The following is a 20,403-nucleotide window of genomic DNA, read 5'->3' as shown; positions in this document are numbered from 1 at the left end:
ACATTATTGCCACTTATCAACTTTTCAACCATCAGGGTGCCAGGCGCTCTATAACCCAATTATTTTCTGCTGTTAGTGTATATCTTATCCTATCGTGCAAGCGACTGCTACGGCCCTGCCAAAACTCAATTACAGCAGGTTTTATGCGGTATCCGCCCCAATGTTCAGGTCTGGGCACATTTTCTCCAAATTCGTTGGCATAAGTAGCTACATTTTGTTCCAATATTTCTCTATTGGCAATAACCCTGCTTTGTGGCGATGACCATGCACCAATACGGCTGCCCACCGGTCTTGAGTAAAAATAATCATCGCTTTCTGCCGCACTCACTTTTTCGGCTACGCCTTCAATTCTTATTTGTCTTTCCAGCTCCTTCCAAAAAAACAGTAAGGTTGCATGTGGATTTGCTGCCAATTGCATGCCTTTGTCGCTATTATAATTGGTAAAAAACACAAACCCATTTTCATCGTAATCCTTCAGTAGTACAATCCTGGCAGCTGGTATACCCTTATCAGAAACCGTTGCTAACGTCATCGCATTTACTTCGTCAATTTCACTTTTCACTGCTTCATCCCACCAACGAGTAAACTGTGCAATAGCATTGGTTGCAACGTCTTGCTCGGTTAAAGATTCCAGTTGATAATCTTTTCTTATATCTGCTATTTCCTTTTTCATTGTACACCATTTAATTTAAACTAAAAGAAATTATAAGCCCCGCAAATATTGCCATCCTCAACACCGCTTGCGTCGCACTCTTGTACTGTATCAAATATTGCAGCAAGGCTTTTAAAACCTAAAATTACTACAGCCTGCCATGAAAAAATATGATGTTGCATATAATTTACAAAACTGTTGTATTGTATACACAAAAATGCAACACCAACTTTAGGCATAATGTTGCCAATACTGCATATGATTGCTGCTATGGATTAAAATACAAAGCGGATGACTTTTTAAGCCATCCGCTTTGTAAATACTATAACTGTTTCACGTGTGATACTATTTTTATTGCTGCTCAATGTGATACCGATGAAGTGATTGCGACGCAAGGAACGATGCCATTTTACCTGTAGCCGGTATTAACATATTGCTTTAACTTAAGACACCAGTGTGCCCACATTTTTACCTTCTACCACACTTATTAAATTGCCCACTTTATTCATATCAAACACAATTATGGGCATTTTATTTTCCATACAAAGGGTAAAAGCAGTCATGTCCATAATTTTAAGGTTATTGGTTAAACATTCCTGGTAACTAACCTTATCATATTTGGTAGCAGTGGGATCTTTTTCGGGGTCGGCAGTATAAATACCATCTACCCTGGTTCCTTTTAAAATTACATCGGCCTTAATTTCAATGGCACGGAGTGAGCCCGCTGTATCTGTGGTAAAATAAGGGTTACCGGTTCCTGCTCCAAAAATTACTACCCGGCCCTTTTCCAGGTGCCGCATGGCTTTACGGCGAATATAAGGTTCGGCAACGGCTTCCATTTTAATGGCGCTTTGCAAACGGGTGTGTACATCCATACGCTCCAGCATAGCCTGCATGGCCATACCGTTAAGCATAGTGGCCAGCATACCCATATAATCGCCATGGGCACGTTCTATACCACTGTCTTTTTCGTTTAAACCCCTGTAAATATTGCCACCCCCAATAACCAATGCCACCTGTACACCCAACTCTGTTACTGCTTTAATTTCGGTTGCATATTGTTCAATAATCTGGGGGTCAAAAGGATTGGTGGAATTGCCTTCGCCCATAAATGCCTCGCCTGATAACTTTAATAAGATTCTGTTGTACTTTGGTAACATGATATTGAAGTGTTTGTTAGGTAAATTGTAGTGCAAATAACAGTAAAAATATTTTAAGCACCAACCTATTATAAAGTTAGGTAGGTATTAATCACCAACCCATTATTATGTTGAAAAAGATTTTTATTATTTATTTCCCGGCCCAATTGGAGTGTTTGGTTTAAATATCCGGCTTCGGTACGGATATGTTTATCCCACTTATAGCCCAGCATAAAAGCCATACGGTTTTGGTCGAATATATTTTCGCCCACCTTTTTTCCAAAGCCAATTAAAATCTCATCATAGGCAGCTGCATACAGTTTTTTATTAAATGGAATATCCAGCCTAGGCATATATCGTATCCGGTTAACATATACCCATTCATCGGGTTTGGTACTATTTATATTGGTATACTTGCCCAACCATCTTTCTTCTAATCTTAAGCGGTGCGACAAATTGGTTTTACCCACCGGTCTACTTACGGTTATTTGCTGGTACAGCCTGTGCTCAGGAAAGGTTTTGGGAATGGCCGCCAGAGTTGTATTTCCATAAGGGTAGGTAAATATCCAGGCATAACCTGCCTGTAAAGTAATATTATTGTTTACTTTATAATTAATACCCACCCTGGGCAATGATTGCTGCCAGTTTTTAATCCAGGCTTCGCGGCGCCATTGGTATTCTATATGTGCACTTACCTTATTTGAAATTTTTGGTGTTATAAATAAAGCATACCAACCAATCTGGTTGTATTCGGAAAGGCGGTTCTGCGCCCACAAATTTGTTGATACCAACAATAAAAGTATTAGTGCCAATTTTCTCATGTTACAAATTTAAGTATAGTATTGTGTGCATCTAAAACAAACTGTTTCTTTGCATACTAAAGCAAACCATATGAAAGAAAATGCGGTGTATTACAACGATTACCTACAGTTGCAACAGCTATTAAACAGCCAGCATCCCGAAAGCTTTAAGGAAGGCAATACACCTGCACACGATGAAATGCTTTTCATCATTATTCATCAATCCTACGAACTGTGGTTTAAGCAAATATTGTTTGAAGTTAATGCCGCTATTGATGTGTTAAACCAACCATCCATAAACGATAATACACCCGCTTTACAAACTGTAGTACACCGGTTAAACAGGGTAATTACCATTTTAAAAGTGCTGGTACACCAGATAGATATTATGGAAACCATGACACCCATGGATTTCCTGGATTTTCGTGATTTGTTAAGACCCGCTTCCGGTTTTCAAAGCTGGCAATTTAAAACACTGGAAGCAAAATTGGGTTTACCTTATAACGAGCGATACGGAAAGGAATATTATACCTCGCAATTAAAACAGCCCGAGATAGATATTATTAAGCAGGCAGAAGAGGAAAAATCTTTATTGTATGTAGTAAACAAATGGCTGGAACGTATGCCCTATTTTGAAAATACCGCCCATTGGGAGGAATTTGTACATCAGGGCGAATCAACGCCTGATTTGCACCCTTATTGGAGCACCTACCGCCACTGTTACAGCCATAGCCTTGCAGAAGCAGAACGCAATAACCTACAGGCCTTTAACAACATATTTATCCAGGGGCAAACCACTGGGCAACTATCTGCCAAAGCAAGCAGGGCCGCATTGTTTATAATGCTGTACCGCGGGTATCCGCTGCTGCATCTGCCTTTTGAACTTATTAATAATTTACTGGAAATAGATGAGCAAATGAGCACCTGGCGCTACCGCCACATGAATATGGTGCACCGTATGATTGGTACCAGAATTGGAACAGGTGGCAGTTCTGGTAAAGATTATCTGCGGGCAGCTTTAGACAAGCATTATATTTTCAAGGAATTTGCTGCACTCACCAGTTTTTTAATAGAACGCAGCAAATTACCTGCACTTCCCAATGCACTTATCAATAACCTTGGCTTTAATATTTAATGTATTAGCCCGGCTTTTACAACAATTGGCAGCATCCGTTGCGTCGCACTCTTGTACTGTCGGTTGTAAATGCAGCAAAAAAGCGTTTGCAAAATCTACCTGTTATTGTTTAGTTGCTTTAATGGCATACATCATGGGGAGTTTATCTTCGAGGCCTTTAATGCGCCAAAATCCATCTTCGCCCTGTATGGTATTATTAAAACAATTGTAGCAACTATAATTATATTCATCCAAGCTGGCAATAGTTAGGCCCTGTTTAATTAATGCATTTATTACTTCACTTAAACTATGGTTCCAGCTATATTCCAGGTATTCAATTGGCGCATTTCTATCTGCATAGGTGCCGGTTTGCAGCTCTTCAATTACACCAGCATTGTGGTAATGATATTTTATATAGCTAAAACCCTCATCCAACATCCAAACCACCGGATGAAATTCCACCATATAAAATACACCACCTTTTGCCAGTGAACCGGCAATAACTGCAGCCCATTTATCTAAATCGGGCAGCCAGCCTACCACTCCATAGGAAGTAAAAACAATATCAAATTCCGTATTAATATGACTAAGTGTATCGTATACATTGGCACAAATAAATGTAGCCGGAATCTGTAATTCATTGCTTAAAGAATTTGCAGTTACAATTGCTTCGTCGGAGAAATCTATACCCGTAACTATGGCGCCTTCTCTGGCCCAGCTAAGTGTATCCATTCCAAAATGACATTGCAGGTGCAATAAACGCTTTTGTTGAACATTTCCCATTGCTTGTAGCTCAATGGCATTTAAAGCCGATTTACCGGCCTTAAATGCTGCTACATCATAAAAACTACTATGCTTATGCACAGCGGCCCTTTTATTCCAGGCTTGTTTATTTGCATCGAAATATTGTTGTTCCATTACCTAAAAATAAAAAGGGAATGATTATAAAAATCATTCCCTTAATTATATATTCTGCTATTAGCAATTATCCTAAAGCAACACGTTTAAATTCGGTTACTTTTAAATCGCTGCCAACACTTTTTAAATATTCAGCTACGCTTTTGCTGCCATCTTTTACAAAGGCCTGGGCCAGTAATGTTTGCTCTTTGAAGAAAGCATTTAATTTACCTTCAGCAATTTTTGCAATCATTTCTTCTGGTTTACCAGCCATTTTAGGATCGGCTTTCATGGTTTCAATAACAATAGCTCTTTCCCTTTCAATAGTTGAAGCGGGGATGCTATCAGCATCTACTGCCAATGGGTTCATAGCGGCAATTTGCATGGCAATATCTTTACCTGCTTCTGCTACTTCGCTGGATAAACCAACCAATACACCCATGCGGTTAGCACCGTGAATATAGGAAGCTACAAATGGCGCTTCTACTCTTTCGAATTTAGCAACACCAATTTTTTCACCAATAGAAGCCAGTTTATCGTTAATCATATCCGATACTTTGGCACCATTAATCAATACTTCGTTCAATTCATCAACACTTTTTACATTGTGGGCTACTGCTGCATCAGCAATACTTTGTGCGAAGGCAACAAAGTCCGCATTTTTAGATACGAAGTCTGTTTCGCAGCTAATGCAAACAATAAGACCTGTTTTATTATCAGGAGTTGTTTTGGCGATGATAACACCTTCTTTTGCTTCACGGTCGCTGCGTTTTGCTGCAACTTTCTGGCCTTGTTTACGTAACCAATCGATAGCGGCTTCAAAATCGCCATTGGTTTCGGTTAATGCTTTACGGCAGTCTAACATGCCGGCGCCGGTTGCCTGGCGTAATTTGTTGATGTCTGCGGCTGTAATAGCTACTGATGTTGACATATAAATGTATTTAGAAATTTTTTGGAATATTGTTTTGCAAATACACTGTAAAAATAGCTGGCTAAAATAGCAAGCCGTATTATTTTACTGTGAACCTACGCTATCTGCTTTGGTTATAGCTGCATGGGGTTGTGTTGTACAAGTGTGCGACGCAACGGATGCTGGATAGCATTATAAAAGCTGGGTCAATAATCCATTATACATATAACGACCATTGACCCAGTTATTAAAATTTAGCGATTATCTTCTTCCACCGCCAGGGCCGGTTCCGCCACCTTGTGGCCTGCGGCTTGCACCGCCTGGAACCCTGCGCTTAGGCTGACCAGCACCTGCACCGGCACCACCTCGTGAACGGCCACCACGTGCTGCTTCTGCTTCAGCTTCGGCTAATAAACGAGCTGCTTTCTTTTCTGATTCGTTATCTACTTCTTCTACATCTTCTTCTTTTGCCAGTTGACGCTCTGCAGCACCTTCGGCAATAGCAGCAATAATGTAGTTGGTAATGATGGCGATAGATTTAGTAGCATCATCGTTTGAGGGAATAGCATAGTCTACTTTATTAGGATCGCAATTGGTATCTACCATACCAAATGTAGCAATACCTAAACGTTTAGCTTCTGCCAATGCAATATGTTCGTGTCCAATATCAACCAGGAATAAAGCTGATGGAAGACGGCTTAACTGGGCAATACCACCCAATACCTTTTCCATTTTTTCTTTATCACGTGTTAAGGTTAAACGTTCTTTTTTGGTTAAGCTTTCTGCGCTACCGTCGTTCAGCATTTTTTCAATGCTCTGCATTTTTTTAACGCTTTTACGAACAGTGTTGAAGTTGGTTAACATACCACCCAACCAACGTTCTGTAGCATAAGGCATGTTAACGCGTTTAGCACATTCGCTAACAATTTCTTTTGCTTGTTTTTTGGTAGCAACAAACATGATTTTTTTACCTGATTTGGCAATCTGCTTTAATGCGGCAGATGCTTCCTGTAAACCATCAACTGTTTTGTTAAGATCTATAATGTGGATACCTTTCTTTTCAGCAAAGATGTATGGTAACATCTTGGGGTTCCACTTCTTTTTTAAGTGACCAAAGTGTACACCAGCATCCAGCAGCTGTTGTTGTAAAGAAGTATTTTGTTCCATTGTACTTTATTGTTGTAATTGTTTTGAATATTGTTTGCTTCCGGTTGCCGTTTGCCAGATACCGGTAACGGTAACCAGAAACTGTACCCAGATTAACGTTTGCTGAACTGGTAGCTGCGACGTGCTTTTTTGTGACCAAATTTCTTACGTTCAACACTACGTGGATCACGTTTAAGCAAGCCAGCCGCCTTTAATACAGGGCGATATTCAGGATTTACTTCCAGTAATGCACGGGCAATACCCAGCATGGCAGCTTCTGCCTGGCCTTTTACTCCACCACCGGTTGCATTGATTTTTACATCAAATTTATCAGTAGCTTCTATCACTTTAAATGGGGCAACCACCTGATTTTGCAGGTAGGCCAGTGAAAAATATTCTTTGTAGTCTTTGTCGTTCACGATAATCTTACCTTCACCCTTGCTTATAAAAACACGGGTAACGGCTTCTTTACGGCGACCAACTGCATTTTTTTGCTTTTCCATTTATTATTGCTTTTAGCTTTCAGCGTGTAGCTTTCAGCGAATTTTTAAATTTTAGAATTTTAATTCCTTTGGTTGTTGTGCAGTATGCGGATGTTTATCGCCGGCATATACAAACAGCTTTTTATACATTTTACGGCCAAGGCGATTTTTAGGAAGCATGCCTTTTACAGCTCTTTCCATAATAACCTCGGGGCGGCGCTTAATTAAATCCTGCGCAGCTTCTTCTTTTTTACCACCTGGGTAACCAGAATAGTTAATGTATTGTTTGTCGTGGAATTTATTACCAGTGAAAAGTACCTTTTCAGCGTTAATAATAATTACAAAATCACCACAATCTACGTGTGGCGTGTAATACGCTTTGTTCTTTCCGCGAAGAACAGCAGCGATTTTTGAACTAATGCGACCAACGGTTTGATTAGTACCGTCTACAACGTACCAATTACGCTCTACGGTAGCCTCGTTCGCATGTTTGGTTGTGAAATGTAATTTACTCATCGTAATTTGTTTTAATTATTCCGGCGCTATCCCGCCAGATTTAAATGGGGTGCAAAGGTGCAGGTAAGCAATTAATTTACCAAGCATTTAAGAACTATTTTTTATTAGACCTTTATAACAAATTGATTTTCAATAAAATTTTTGTACAAATTTTTATCTTATCTGCTGAAACCAGCTAAAATATTGCTATTTAGCACCGGTTGTGTCACTCACTTGTACGTTTGTCAAGGGTTTCAACTGTTTGAAGAAATGGTATTTTTAAATAAAAGTCAATTAGCTGCAAATATGGTTATGGCTGTAAAAAGCCGAATAAAATTACTACTGTACAAGAGTGCGACGCAAGTAAGATGCTACACAATAAATCAGCCGGGCTAAAAAAAAATTACAGATCGCCCAATTGCGGCCTAAGTACAATATCCTCTACACAGGCCTGAGGCGATAATTGGGCTGCCGCATACACCATAGCGGCAACATCTGCTGCTTCCATTATTCGGTTGGGGTTTACGTCGCTGCCACTCCAGCTATCGGTATATGCTGCACCGGGGTAAATTCCGGTTACTTTTATGCCGGTATTTTTTAGTTCTTCGCGCAGGTTTTTAGAAAAGCCTGCCAGCGCAAATTTTGTAATACTGTAACTACCCCCGTTTTCGTAGGCTTTTAAGGATGCTATAGAACACATATTAAAAATATGTCCGCCTTTTTGTTGCTGCATGGCAGGTAATAATGCCCGGGTTAAATAATAGGCGCTATACAGGTTTACTGGCATTAGCTGCTCCAGTTGTCCATCTGCTTCTGTTATTACGCTGCCCGGTATAAACTGCCCCGCATTATTTACCAAAATATCGGGGTTGCCGTATTGCAAACACCATTGGGCAAAACTTGTTACCTCGTCTTTTATAGCCATATCTACTGGCCTGGCTTTTATGGTACATTGCGGGTACTTATTTAATAGTTCCTGCATCATGTTATACAATTGCACTTCACTACGGGCACAAACCAATATGGTATGGCCATCTTTGGCAAATACCTCGGCAATTGCCTTACCCAACCCTTTAGAAGCACCAGTAATAACCACTATCATATAAACAGTTTTACTTGTTTTAAATACGGCAAGTTAATATTGAAAATGCAAAACATACACAGTAAGTATTATTTTGCAGCATGAAGTATCGCCATTTGTTTTTTGATTTAGACCATACCTTATGGGATTTTGAAACCAATGCCAAAGAAACCATGCAGGAAGTTTTTGTACTTAACAACCTGGGCGCAAAAGGTATTGATGATTTTGATTTATTTTTTGAACGTTACAGTTTTCACAATGAAAGGCTTTGGAGCCGCTATACCAAGGGCTTTATAAAGCAGGAAGAACTAAGATGGAAAAGAATGTGGTTTGCCTTACTAGATTTTAAAATTGGCGATGAGCAATTATCTAAATTAATGTCTTTACATTTTTTAGAAAGATTACCTTATAAGAAAAAGCTGTTTCCCTATGCAATAGAAATACTGGATTACCTAACCGCAAAGGATTATAAATTACATTTGGTTACCAATGGCTTTGATAGTATTCAGTTTAGCAAATTAAATGCAAGTAATATTACCCATTATTTTGGCGAAGTAATTACTTCTGAAACTTCAAACAGCCTTAAACCCAATATAGAGATTTTCAACTATGCGCTGGCAAAAACCGGTGCGGTTAAACAGGAAAGTATCATGATTGGGGATAACCTGGAAGCAGATATACAGGGCGGTATTAATGCTGGACTGGATACCATCTTTGTAAATCACCTGCGTATTGAAACGCATATTAAACCCACCTATACAGTTTATCATTTAAAAGAGCTGGAAGCTATTTTTTAAACAAAAAAGCCCCGCATTTTTTTGCGGGGCTTTTTTTATTGTTTATTATCTTCTGTCCCTTTTGTTCTTATTCTCGCCGGGCTTTTTGGCTTTAGCTTTTTCTTTTTGTTCATTTTCCTTTTTGTATTTGGCGTTTACCACCACATATTTAGGATCTGTACTATTACGAATAATGACCTGTTTGCCATTATTGCCCTTATAACGCTGGTAGTTTATTACATGCACATTATGGTGCATATAGGCTTTGGGTTCGTTGATAACCACTTTATACCCTGAATACATATTGTAATTACGATACCTAACGGGTAAATAAGGAGAAAAAACCCAATGTCCGCGGTCGAGATACACATAACGTTGTGTGGGCACATAGTAGTACACATCAATATCGGGCATATAGTAGTATTGCACATAATCGTAACCTACCGGACCCCAGGCAGGTTGGCTGCCAATATTAACATTAAGGCTAACTTTTATTTGTGCTTTGGTGTTGTTAAATGCTGTGCCGGCTATTATTAATGCCGCAAGTAAAATTAATTTTTTCATGACTTCCTGTTTTAATAACAGGTGTAAGCCAAATACGGTGCCAGCATTTTTATATGGTGTTATAGAAAACAAAAAACGTTTTGCTATACCTAAAGGCGCATTTACAAAAAAATATTATCTATAAAATAATAGATACCGTTTACACCCTACAGCCTGTTTTTAAAAAAGTTGCTTAAAGCATCTGCAAGTACAAGAGTGCGACGCAAGGATGTTGCCATTAGGGCTTTTGCCCGGTACATAATTGTAGCAGTTACTAATGCCCTGCATATGCCATTTGCTGAAAGGATTTGCTGGCTACTTTTTCTTTTTCAGCCTTCCATAATACTATTCCGGCTGCAATGATGATAATGTTTTTTACAATGTATTGGCCGGTTAATGTGAGCCCATAAGGTGCAAAGCGAAATGTTTGTTCGGGAAAAAATATAAAGGGTGTAAACGTACACACCATATGCAGAAATAAAAAGTAAAGTGCTGGTTTTAAAAACTTACCTGTAATTAGTATTAACCCAACCAGGCATTCCCAACTGGCCAGAAGCATAATATTGGTATGATCGTTTATTAACCCAAATGTGAGTTTATGTATGGTGGCCATTGCCAATTGCTCTGCTGGGCTTAATCCCTGTATAAACTTTAGTGCCCCAAACCACAGGTATACAATACCCACACTAATTCTTAATAATGACATAGCTGAAACTGCCGATTGCTGCGGCGTAACAATAGTTTTGTGTTGCATAGAAAAATTTAGCTTTTACAAGGCTTCAAAAATAGAAGGCCCCTTTTTGTAAAACACTGATGAGAATCATGGTTTACACTAATTACAATTTTACACCAACGCTCACATTAAAGCTGCGACCATCTGATGGCCAGATGCCAGGGCCGGGATAAAAGCCTGGTCGCTTGGTAAAGTATTGCTTGTTGAATACATTATTTACATTACACCTTAACATGCATTTAGACGATAAACGAAAGGTGGTATTAATATCAAATAACCCATAAGCAGGTACCAGCCCAACTGCACCATTAAAGGATGGCTGTACCGTATTTAAAGGATCGGCAAAGGTTTTGGCAGTATAACTATACAACAACGAAATACTGGCTCCATTGTATTTGGTGGTTATTCCATTACGGGTAATTACACCAGGCACACTTTCTACTTTATTGCCACTAATGTCAATATTATTGTTACCCGATTTTACTGCAGCTTTTGTATAAGTGGCCTGCATAAATGCAGTGGAGCTAAATACGGATACATAAATTTTGTTGGGTAAAGTATATCCATACTCTGCAAATAGTTCAATTCCATTGGTGGCAGAGTTGCCAATATTGGTTCTATATAGTAAATAATTACCCGCATCGTCTTTAGTGCTTAGTGCCCCTATCCGGTTATTATAGGTAATATGAAACAGGCTGGCATCCCATTTTAAGCCACTGGCATTGCCTCTAAAACCTGCTTCAACGGTATAACCGTAAGCATCTTTTAAATTTTTATCTGCCGCTTCGTAAATAGATGCCGGAATAATATCTTTAAAAATTACAGGGCGGTAGGCTTGCGCAAAGCCAGCATATAAGTTGGTGTTTTTATTTATTTCGTATTGTGTGTTTAAACCCAGCAGCACAAAATTATGTTTAATGCTATTGGGTAAATTAGCTTCGTTATAATAGCTAATGGTGCCGCTCATGTCTGACTGTCCATGTTCCCATCTTATACCCGGACTAACCGTAAGTTTATTGTTAACCCTGAAGATATTTTCGGCAAACAAGGCAATATTGTTGGTTTTAAAATGCAGGTCTCGACCCCAGCCTGGCGTAAAAAGGGTTAAATCAAAATCGCTGCCGGTTGTGCCTTTGCCTTGCTGGCGGCGATGCAAATCGTTATTAATAAGTTGTGCCCCCAGGGTTAATGCATGTATTTGCTTGCCCAGTTTATATTGATGTAATACGATGGCCTCTGTTGTAAAACTGTGGTAATTATCAATATCAACCTGACGGTTATTGTATTGCATGGTGGCAGCGTTTAACGAATCTTTTATATCCGCTGTTTTATCAAACATAACACTGCTTCTGCTGCCCAATACTGCAGAACTGGTAACAGATAATTTTGTTTGTGGCGATAGCTGCCATTCCAGGTTAAGTGATGGAATATAAATATCTGGACTATAATAATTTCTTGACCGGGTTGACTGGCGGGGATTGGCATAAAACATACTATCCGTTAACTGACCCGGTAATTGATACACATATTTTGACCTTCCAAATTCGGCTTTTAATACCATGCTTTTATTAATGGCATAACGTAGCATGGCATATTGCGCTTCATAATCGCTATGGCTATTATTGCGGTAACCATCGGAGCTGCGTTTGCTGTAATAAGTACTATAATCTACTTTGCCAATACGGCCGCTTAAGGCGTTATAGGTACTTAGCATTCCAAATGAACCTGCGGAATTAATTGATTCAAAAGCAGCTTGTTTAGTGGTATCGGGTTGTTTACTTACATAATTAAGCATACCGCCAAACTGTGCGCCAAATTGTAATGAACCTGTACCACGTACCAATTCAATTCTGTCTATAGCTTCCATTGGCATGCTATAATGGCTGGCAGGATAACCGTACATATCGGTATTGGTAAGTACACCGTTGCTGCGGATGTTTAGCTCCCAGCCGCGGTGAGGGTCAAGGCCGCGAACAGAAATATTTACCTGATTACCGCTACCATCCATATCGTACACAAAAACACCCGGCACTTTTGCAAATACCTGGCGGGCAGTTTTCTCGGCAATATTGGCATCAATGCCATTTAAATTTAGTACTTCGGTTTTTTTACCGTTCCAAATACGGGTGCCGGTTATGGCAGGCATACGTTCAATAGTATTGGTAAAAGCCTTTACCCTCACCTTATTTATTTGTTTGCCTACAATGGTATCTGTTTGTTCCTGTGCAGTTACCATATTAGCCAATAACAAAAAAAATATACTGCCTAATTGCTTTTTCATTTTCCATTTTTAAGAATAGTTACAAAAATATTTTTCTTGCAGCGGGCTTGTTATGATTTCTATCATACCCGTTATACATGCAATTAAAATTTATTAAGCCGGCTTAAGCTTAGCTATTTAGCTTTACTTGCCACGCTCGGTTCAGGGTTCGGATTATATGGCAGCAGCTAATTTCTAGCAGCATTTGTATTTTGTTGCCTGCTGCGGCAACAGTACAAGTGTGCGACGCAAGTAAAGTTGCAATAGGATATTCAGCCCGGCTCAAAATACTTTTCAATAAAAGAAAAACAACCTTCCTGTAGAGACAGGAAGGTTACACAACTAAACTGCTTGAATTGTTATGAGGAAAAATTTCTGCTTATTTTATTCTGCACCATCTGTAACCGCCCTTTGTATGGCATAATTACCTACATTTTTACCCACAGTTAAACCCACTTCACAATCGGTTCGAAAATGTAACCCACCATACATTCTGGACATAGAAGCATCTTTTGCCATTGCATCATAATCGCCAGCCCTTGATGGAATAATATGCCCCAAAATAGCTGCTGCTGCGCCACTAAACGTAGAATGCCCCGAAATATACGCAGGGAAGTTTGGTATACCTGTTGTTGATTTTAAAGCCGTATTTAACTGAGAAGGACGGGGGTTAAAATAAAAGTATTTGGTATTCCAGCAAACTATACCGGCATCCATTAATGACATGTTTAACAATGCCATATTACGTGCCCAGCGTACTTCACTAAAGTTTTGTGATATAAAATCTTCTGCGGCTATGGCATTCCAATGGCCGGGTGGTGTATAAGTGCCTGCACCATCTGCCCAAAAATGTACCAATTCTATTTCTTTACTGCTAGGGCTTTTAACCATATCGTAAATTTCGGCGGTTTCTTTTTTCATTTGATCGCTGCTGGTAGATGGTGGCGGGCCTGGCCTTAATACATTTACCACGGTTAAAGAATCGAATAGAAAAGGTTTTACATTACCAAAGAATGGCAACATAGGAGGACGTTTTGGTGTTTCCAAACTTATCCATGGCGTTTCGCCCTTTGCTGTTGTGGCGGTAGCCAGGCTATCCCACTGTGCAGGTGTACCCACTGCTTTTGAAGTATTATCTGTTCTGCCCCGTGCACTAAATACCGAAGCTATCTGCCGGCCAAGCGTTTCACCTGCCGTCCAGTCGCTGCGGGTACAAGCACCCGAAGCCATGGTAGCATTTTGCAATGCATCAACTTTGGCATTTACCAATGCAATTTCTGTTGGGAAAAATGCTTTCATTAATTCTGCGGTAACGCCTGCCAGTACAGCCTGTTCTGATGGATAGGATGGCAAATCAGATTTATTAATATAAGTACTGTTTGCATTAATAACAGAATCAATTTTAAATGGAGCCATTCTGTTGTATTGCTTTTTATAATGCCAGCAGGCTACCAGCGCATCATATTGTGCAGCACTTATATAGGCATATGCTCTTGCCGCATATGGCGGGTTGGCGAATGGAAACTGAGGATAACTAAATGGATTGGCTGCACTTGGAATAGGATAAGTATCATCTTCGTTTTGATAAGGTGGCAAATTGTGTTTGGCAACCAATTCACGCATTATTTCATTCCACCTTAATACGGCCCCGGCACTCCAATACTTAATATTGCCTATTTGAGCATCGGTTAAATTAGATTGCAGGCCCTTTATTTCGTTTAATTCACCAATATAACCAGGTGTATTGGTGGCTGCAGGGGCAGCTACGGCAAAAGAATCTGGCCGGGATAATAATACCAGTTTCCAGGTACCGGCGGTTAAATCAGTGCTGGCGGGGTTTAAAGCAGGTGCTCCATCTGTACGGCTAGAAACCGCTTTTGAACAGGATGACTGCATTAATAAAATACCCGAAACCAAAACAGATAACAGTATGAATGTCTTTTTCATGTTATACTACTTATGACTAATTAATTTGATGTACTTTTTTCTTCTTTTTTGTTGGTACCCTTTACATTGAAAGCGTAGAATACACCTCCGCTTACGGAAAATGATTGTCCTACATTTCGGCCGGCAATTACATAATTGGCACTACCAACCAATGCCAACTGATGGATTTTTTTAAACGTGTATTTAAAAGCCGCACCCGCTGTAGTTGCATTCATTTCGTTGCTGGCAAAAGGCATATCGTTTTTACGAATATCAAAACCACCCAGTGTTTTTGAGCTGTTTACAACAGCTTCGGCTATTAAATGACCTGTACGATAACCTGTTCTGAAGTTAACAGATGCCACATCAGGCATTTCTACATCGTTGGTTAAATGCAGTTCTGTTGTATAATAAGCATTCCTGTCAATGGTGATATTATTCCGGTATGTATACGTACCTGATGCTGTTACAAAAAATTTACCTAACTCATAATCGGCCATTACCCGTGCTGTAAGATTGGTACTATGTAAACCAATGGAAAGAGGTAATAGATCTGGTGTATAATCGGTTAAAGGAGTAGATATGCCACCTATTGCAAACACAGATAATGCACCATTGCCCACGGATGTTTTTACAGGCATCCATTTTGCCCATAAAGACAAATCCTGAATACCATGCATAGGATGCAAAGTGCCGGCAGAAGGTTTATTGCTGATATAGGGAACACTAAATAGAATATTTAAATTACGTTTAATGCCGTAATTACCCATTAAGCCAACCATTTGAGAAGAAACCCTTCCCAGGTTTTCATTATCTCTTTTATAAGTTCCTTCCCAATAATTTTTCCAGCTACCATAACCATACATGAGGCCAACACAAAAATTGTTTTTGCTCATCATAATGGCATCCTGATCTGTTTGTGCCAATGCACTGTTAGAAATTAATATTGCTGCTACTCCAATACAAAAAAAAGCGGCAATTTTTTTGAAAAAAGATTTCATGAATTGTATTTTATTTAAAGTGCTTTGATTTAAAATTTAACGGCGAACCCAATGTTAATCACATAATCAGAGAATGCTGCATCGCCTTGTTTAAATGTGCCAGTTAATTTTGAATATTCTTTATCTGTTACACTTTGGGTTCTGTTACGCACTAATGCTACGGGAACAGATGTAAAGAGATTTACGTTTTTAATAGTATAATTGATGCCTGGTTCTATTGACATTACGTAACCTGGTCTGCGGAAATCGCCACTGCCACCTGCAAGGTCATTTACTGGAATACCTTCCCAACGCAAACCTGTAGCAACACTTAATCCTTTAATATGATTGAATGAGTAATTAACGCCAAAGCGGGCCATGTATTGATCTGGAACACTACAGATGGCCTCGTTAGCCAAAGATGGGGCAAGTGTTTCGCGGTAAGTTCTTGAACCATTTTGTTCTCTTGGATTAATTAAATAATAAAAATTACCGTAAGCATTTAAATTTTTGGTGATATTAATGAAGGTGTTTAATTCAGTTGTTAAACCTGTACCACCATCGCCTAATTGAATAGATTGATCTACATTACGCAATTCTTTTGTGCCACCCGGGCCAACATTGTACCAGTAATCTTTGGCATTATAATCTCCAGTTGCAAACTTGATACCCAGTCCTAACTGAAAATTAAAATTTTTGTTTTTTGCAGGATCCAGCATCCAACGGTAGGCTGCTACACGAATATCGCCTATACCGAAGGTATGCATAGAATGTCTTTGTTGAAAGGTATTTACACCATTGATTAACCCATGTTCATATAATGAGGAGCGGGCATTTGATAATACTGGCACATCAATCATGGCAGACCAACGCTGATTAAATACCCTTGTTAATGCAAGGTCTACAGCGGCCTGATGATTGATTACTTCTGTGCCATTGGCTATTCTTTCTTCCTGATAATCGGTTCCTTTAAAATGTTTATCAGATTTAAAATACCTGAGGTTTGAACTAAACTGCCAACCTGGTTTGTTTTGTTGATCGGCATGTTGTAACATGCAGGCCGCACCATTACCCCTAATGGCAACACAGCCTTGTGCATTTGCATATGTTACATTTAATACAGCAGCAATTATAATGATGAAGGCAAATATTTTTTTCATAAAAGAAATTTAAACAGTTAATTGGTTGTAATTGGTTGCAAGTTTTGGCAATGCATAGCTATAGCTGCCAATGCATTCATGATGTACGTTATTGAATAAATGAATAGATTGCTGCATTGTGCAATGCAGCACAAGAGTGCGACGCAAGAATGTTTAATTACAGTAACTAAGTTTGGCTAATAATATATTACCCTAAAACAGATAGCTGCTATTTACGTTTCATTCTTATGCGATCGTTTACAAGAATACCAACAAGTTTGCCTTCTTCGGTACCAATTTCGCAGGAGTATCTGTAGTGTATGCCACCATATACGCGTGAAATGCCTGCTTCTTTTGCAGCTTCCCTTACAGAGGTAAATGAGCGGTTGGATATTCCAAACTCAAGCTCTGATGTATCAGTATACGATATGTTATCGCCAAATAAATTGGTCATAACTTCTGCTGCAGCAGCAGATATTACTGCATGGCCGCTGGTATACTCGGGGAATGGAGGCGTTTGTATATATGGTTGCCATTCGGGAGAAAAATATTTATTAATTACAGTTTCAGGTCTTACATAACTGCTGCGGTATTTTTCATCCCAGCAGCTGATAAAACCTTCGAACAATGCAATAGATGTTTTAGCATAAGCACTTACAGTTGCATCAAAATCGGCATTTTGCTTGTGTGCAATAATGCCCACGATATTCATCCAGTGACCCGGAGGTGAAAATTTTTTGGTAGCAAATTGAACGTGACCCACCACATTTAATTTAAAGGGATTATCATCCCAAAAATCGGCAATGTGTTTTTGTTCTGTTGTAAGGCTATCTACAATATTTTTTACTTCGTTTACAGCTTTGTAAAATACACTTGATTTATTTTCCGGCTCATATTTTGGTGGACGCACCGGCATAAACTGCGATGCTGAATCCATAACCAATGTTCTTATTTCTCTCCAGTGCGGTTCTACCCCTTGTGCATATGCAGGAGGCGTAGGTTGCCAGGTGCCCGGCTCATTGGTAATGGTGTATTTGCTGGCACTGCGAGTTTGTGCATAATGGTCTTTTTTGCTCCAGCTTAAAATACTGTCTGCAACTGCATTGGCATATACCACACTATTATCAAAAATGGCAGAAGGCATGCCTGCATCTTTTGCATTTTGCTTTAATTCCTCAACATATTCATCCATACTTCCTTCGGGGAAAGTAACGGCATTACCTACTTTACAAAAAGCCAGCAAAGCAGCAAACTGAAAATCTGTTTCAGCCTTTGCAGCTGGTTTTGGCATAGAAGGTAAATGTTTTATTTGGCCGGCCAGCGAAAGATAATTGCTATCACCGGCAGCAATTACTTCATAAGCAGCAATATTGGCATAAGCATAATTGCGCGAAGCAATCATGGGAGGGAAATTGTTTTCCAGCACAATGTCATTCAACCTTTTTACTGTTTTTGAATACAGTAATGGGTTATGAATTTCTTTTGCATAATCTGCATCCTTGCATGATGGCAACACAACTAAAGCCAATATAATGCTAACGAATAAATTCTTCATAAAACTAAAAGTGAATAAGGAATGTTGAACCCTGCTAATTAATACTATTTGGCTTTACTTGCGTCGCACACTTCAACTGCAACAAGTTATTCAGCAGTTTTATTGGGTATATTTTTCCTTTAAAATACCCTGCATGCGCAAAACAAATCAGGCCATTATAGTATCAACTTCTGGCAAGATACAAACACACAAAACAGCACAACATGAGAGAAATCATAAAAACATGGTCTCAGGCAAAATTTTGCTTGTTAGTATTACGCAACCATGTCTGGTGGTTGGCCATGAAGGGGGATAAAATGGGCAGGAAGAAAATCTTCCTTATCAAGGTTAAATTCTGTCAATTGCAAAGAATTTACAAAAGACGCATGGGTATTAGCAACGGCCTCATAATCGCTGATGATTTGCTTTAAAGCATCAGCTTTTTTATTCGTTTCATTGCCAGGCAAATCGTTGGTTTTTCCAAAAAAATCATTTGCTTTTTGCTCCAGCCTGGTTTTTACATCGTGCTGTATACAAAGCAAAATCATAGTATCGTTATATATTTTACGCTTTACATATTTATACACTTCACCATTGGGCATTGTAATTTCCCCATCAATTCTTTCAAAATTTTTCCAGTTGGTTTGGTATGGCAGGTTTATGGGAACTTTTACTGTTATCAGTTCATCATCTGTATAATTACCTCTGTCAAGTGTAGCAGTAAAAGCCATATCTTCTTTGTCCTTTACATAAGAAATGTATAGTCTGTATCCAACTGAATTGAATACAAAAAGGATTAACAATAATATGGCGGCAATTTTTTTCAACGCAGCAAAGTATTGGTTTTTTTTGAATATCAAAAAAAATATTGCTTAAAATATATTAAGGTGAGAGACATGGCTTTGCTGGAAAATGCTGCATTAGCCACTAATTAATTGTAATTGGTGTATGCATTATCTTCATACTGCATCTAATAAAAACAATACCCTTTATAGCGTTATGAAACAGTTGTATATATTTTTTTTCTGCCTTGCATTGGTAGGCTGCCAGCCTGAATATAAAAACCCGCATATACTTATAGCCACCAGTTTTGGCGATATAGAAATTGAATTATACCCAGATCAGGCACCGCAAAGCGTAGCAGCATTTCTTAGGTATGTAGACTCTGGCTATTATGAAAATAGTAATTTTTACCGGGTACTTACCGATGATAATCAACCTTCTAATGCGCCAAAATCGGAATTAATACAGGGTGGCATTTGGAAATCGAAGTATCGCTTATCATCAAAATTACCTGGCATTGCCCATGAAACCACCGCTCAAACACACATATTGCATAAGAATGGGGTTATTTCTTTGGCGCGGCTAGCCCCTGGCACCGCCAATAGCGAATTTTTTATTTGTGTTGGCGACCAGCCAGGATTTGATTATGGCGGTGCAAATAACCCGGATGGACAAGGTTATGCAGCATTTGGTAAAGTAGTAAAGGGTATGGATATAGTACGCATCATTTATAACGCCCCGGAATACGACCAGGAGCTTGACCCTTTTGTACCAATTTACAATATTGAAAGGCTGTAGATTTTTTATTGCGCTTTTAAAATCTTTTTCGGTTTTAGTTGGTTAATTCGGTTGTTAAGGCCAATTTGTATTCTACGGTAAAAGTGTGCGACGCAAGCGGTGCTGCCATATGGCTTGATGCCTGGCTAAAAAAATTTATTGCCCTATTTGGGATTTAGTTGCCCATGATTTTTTAAGTAAAAAAAGCCATTCTATTTAGGAATGGCTTTTAATAA

Annotated in this window: 20 protein-coding genes; 3 read left to right on the top strand and 17 right to left on the bottom strand. The window is 39.1% G+C overall.

The window, feature by feature from the left end:
- Nucleotides 1-31: 31 nt before the first annotated feature.
- From pdxH to GD597_RS13495, 3 genes are all read right to left on the bottom strand, one after another.
- Complete coding sequence (pdxH, locus tag GD597_RS13505; RefSeq protein ID WP_171608404.1) at nt 32-673, bottom strand: pyridoxamine 5'-phosphate oxidase; 642 nt, start codon at nt 671-673, stop codon at nt 32-34.
- A gap of 422 nt (nt 674-1,095) precedes the next feature.
- Nucleotides 1,096-1,812, bottom strand: a complete 717-nt coding sequence (gene pyrH / locus GD597_RS13500; RefSeq protein ID WP_216368586.1) for a UMP kinase — start codon at nt 1,810-1,812, stop codon at nt 1,096-1,098.
- A 68-nt stretch (nt 1,813-1,880) separates the two neighbouring features.
- Nucleotides 1,881-2,612, bottom strand: a complete 732-nt coding sequence (locus GD597_RS13495; RefSeq protein ID WP_171608403.1) for a DUF2490 domain-containing protein — start codon at nt 2,610-2,612, stop codon at nt 1,881-1,883.
- 70 nt (nt 2,613-2,682) lie between these two features.
- Here GD597_RS13495 and GD597_RS13490 point away from each other — a divergent pair, with 70 nt between their 5' ends.
- On the top strand, nt 2,683-3,726 hold the full coding sequence (locus tag GD597_RS13490) for a tryptophan 2,3-dioxygenase family protein (RefSeq protein ID WP_171608402.1): 1,044 nt from the start codon (nt 2,683-2,685) through the stop codon (nt 3,724-3,726).
- Between the two features lie 102 nt (nt 3,727-3,828).
- Here the strand turns inward: GD597_RS13490 and GD597_RS13485 are convergent, their stop codons facing one another.
- The 6 genes from GD597_RS13485 to GD597_RS13460 form a co-directional block, all read right to left on the bottom strand.
- On the bottom strand, nt 3,829-4,623 hold the full coding sequence (locus tag GD597_RS13485; RefSeq protein WP_171608401.1) for a class I SAM-dependent methyltransferase: 795 nt from the start codon (nt 4,621-4,623) through the stop codon (nt 3,829-3,831).
- 67 nt (nt 4,624-4,690) lie between these two features.
- Nucleotides 4,691-5,533, bottom strand: a complete 843-nt coding sequence (gene tsf, locus GD597_RS13480; protein ID WP_171608400.1) for a translation elongation factor Ts — start codon at nt 5,531-5,533, stop codon at nt 4,691-4,693.
- 240 nt (nt 5,534-5,773) lie between these two features.
- Complete coding sequence (gene rpsB, locus GD597_RS13475; RefSeq protein ID WP_171608399.1) at nt 5,774-6,679, bottom strand: 30S ribosomal protein S2; 906 nt, start codon at nt 6,677-6,679, stop codon at nt 5,774-5,776.
- A 92-nt stretch (nt 6,680-6,771) separates the two neighbouring features.
- A complete protein-coding gene (rpsI, locus tag GD597_RS13470; RefSeq protein WP_171608398.1) occupies nt 6,772-7,161 on the bottom strand; it encodes a 30S ribosomal protein S9 in 390 nt (129 codons plus the stop codon).
- A 51-nt stretch (nt 7,162-7,212) separates the two neighbouring features.
- Nucleotides 7,213-7,656, bottom strand: coding sequence for a 50S ribosomal protein L13 (gene rplM, locus GD597_RS13465; RefSeq protein WP_171608397.1), 444 nt, complete (start codon nt 7,654-7,656; stop codon nt 7,213-7,215).
- Between the two features lie 382 nt (nt 7,657-8,038).
- Nucleotides 8,039-8,737: an SDR family oxidoreductase gene (locus tag GD597_RS13460; protein WP_171608396.1), complete on the bottom strand. Its 699-nt coding sequence runs from the start codon at nt 8,735-8,737 to the stop codon at nt 8,039-8,041.
- 80 nt (nt 8,738-8,817) lie between these two features.
- Between GD597_RS13460 and GD597_RS13455 the strand changes: the two genes are divergently transcribed.
- The gene (locus GD597_RS13455) at nt 8,818-9,513 is read left to right on the top strand and encodes a YjjG family noncanonical pyrimidine nucleotidase (protein WP_171608395.1); all 696 of its coding nucleotides are present in this window, start codon (nt 8,818-8,820) and stop codon (nt 9,511-9,513) included.
- Between the two features lie 45 nt (nt 9,514-9,558).
- On the opposite strand, the gene GD597_RS13450 is transcribed toward GD597_RS13455, so the two are convergent.
- The 8 genes from GD597_RS13450 to GD597_RS13415 all read right to left on the bottom strand — a co-directional run bounded on the left by GD597_RS13450 (nt 9,559) and on the right by GD597_RS13415 (nt 19,434).
- Nucleotides 9,559-10,056 (bottom strand): hypothetical protein, encoded by a 498-nt coding sequence (locus GD597_RS13450; protein ID WP_171608394.1) that lies wholly within the window; start codon nt 10,054-10,056, stop codon nt 9,559-9,561.
- 253 nt (nt 10,057-10,309) lie between these two features.
- Entirely contained in the window at nt 10,310-10,789 is a 480-nt protein-coding gene (locus tag GD597_RS13445; protein ID WP_171608393.1) for a hypothetical protein, read from the bottom strand.
- 82 nt (nt 10,790-10,871) lie between these two features.
- Complete coding sequence (locus tag GD597_RS13440; RefSeq protein WP_171608392.1) at nt 10,872-13,049, bottom strand: TonB-dependent receptor family protein; 2,178 nt, start codon at nt 13,047-13,049, stop codon at nt 10,872-10,874.
- A 363-nt stretch (nt 13,050-13,412) separates the two neighbouring features.
- Nucleotides 13,413-14,975, bottom strand: a complete 1,563-nt coding sequence (locus GD597_RS13435) for a phosphatase PAP2 family protein (RefSeq protein ID WP_171608391.1) — start codon at nt 14,973-14,975, stop codon at nt 13,413-13,415.
- Between the two features lie 20 nt (nt 14,976-14,995).
- Nucleotides 14,996-15,955, bottom strand: coding sequence for a hypothetical protein (locus tag GD597_RS13430; RefSeq protein WP_216368585.1), 960 nt, complete (start codon nt 15,953-15,955; stop codon nt 14,996-14,998).
- Nucleotides 15,956-15,984: 29 nt separating this feature from the next.
- Nucleotides 15,985-17,094, bottom strand: coding sequence for a transporter family protein (locus GD597_RS13425; RefSeq protein WP_171608390.1), 1,110 nt, complete (start codon nt 17,092-17,094; stop codon nt 15,985-15,987).
- Nucleotides 17,095-17,302: 208 nt separating this feature from the next.
- Nucleotides 17,303-18,628, bottom strand: coding sequence for a vanadium-dependent haloperoxidase (locus GD597_RS13420; RefSeq protein ID WP_171608389.1), 1,326 nt, complete (start codon nt 18,626-18,628; stop codon nt 17,303-17,305).
- 254 nt (nt 18,629-18,882) lie between these two features.
- Nucleotides 18,883-19,434, bottom strand: coding sequence for a hypothetical protein (locus GD597_RS13415; RefSeq protein ID WP_171608388.1), 552 nt, complete (start codon nt 19,432-19,434; stop codon nt 18,883-18,885).
- A gap of 172 nt (nt 19,435-19,606) precedes the next feature.
- Here GD597_RS13415 and GD597_RS13410 point away from each other — a divergent pair, with 172 nt between their 5' ends.
- Nucleotides 19,607-20,188, top strand: a complete 582-nt coding sequence (locus GD597_RS13410) for a peptidylprolyl isomerase (protein WP_171608387.1) — start codon at nt 19,607-19,609, stop codon at nt 20,186-20,188.
- Nucleotides 20,189-20,403 lie beyond the last annotated feature (215 nt).

It is taken from the genome of Limnovirga soli, from assembly GCF_013106755.1.
GTDB lineage: Bacteria > Bacteroidota > Bacteroidia > Chitinophagales > Chitinophagaceae > Limnovirga > Limnovirga soli.
This window is presented reverse-complemented; position numbering and strand designations above follow the sequence as displayed.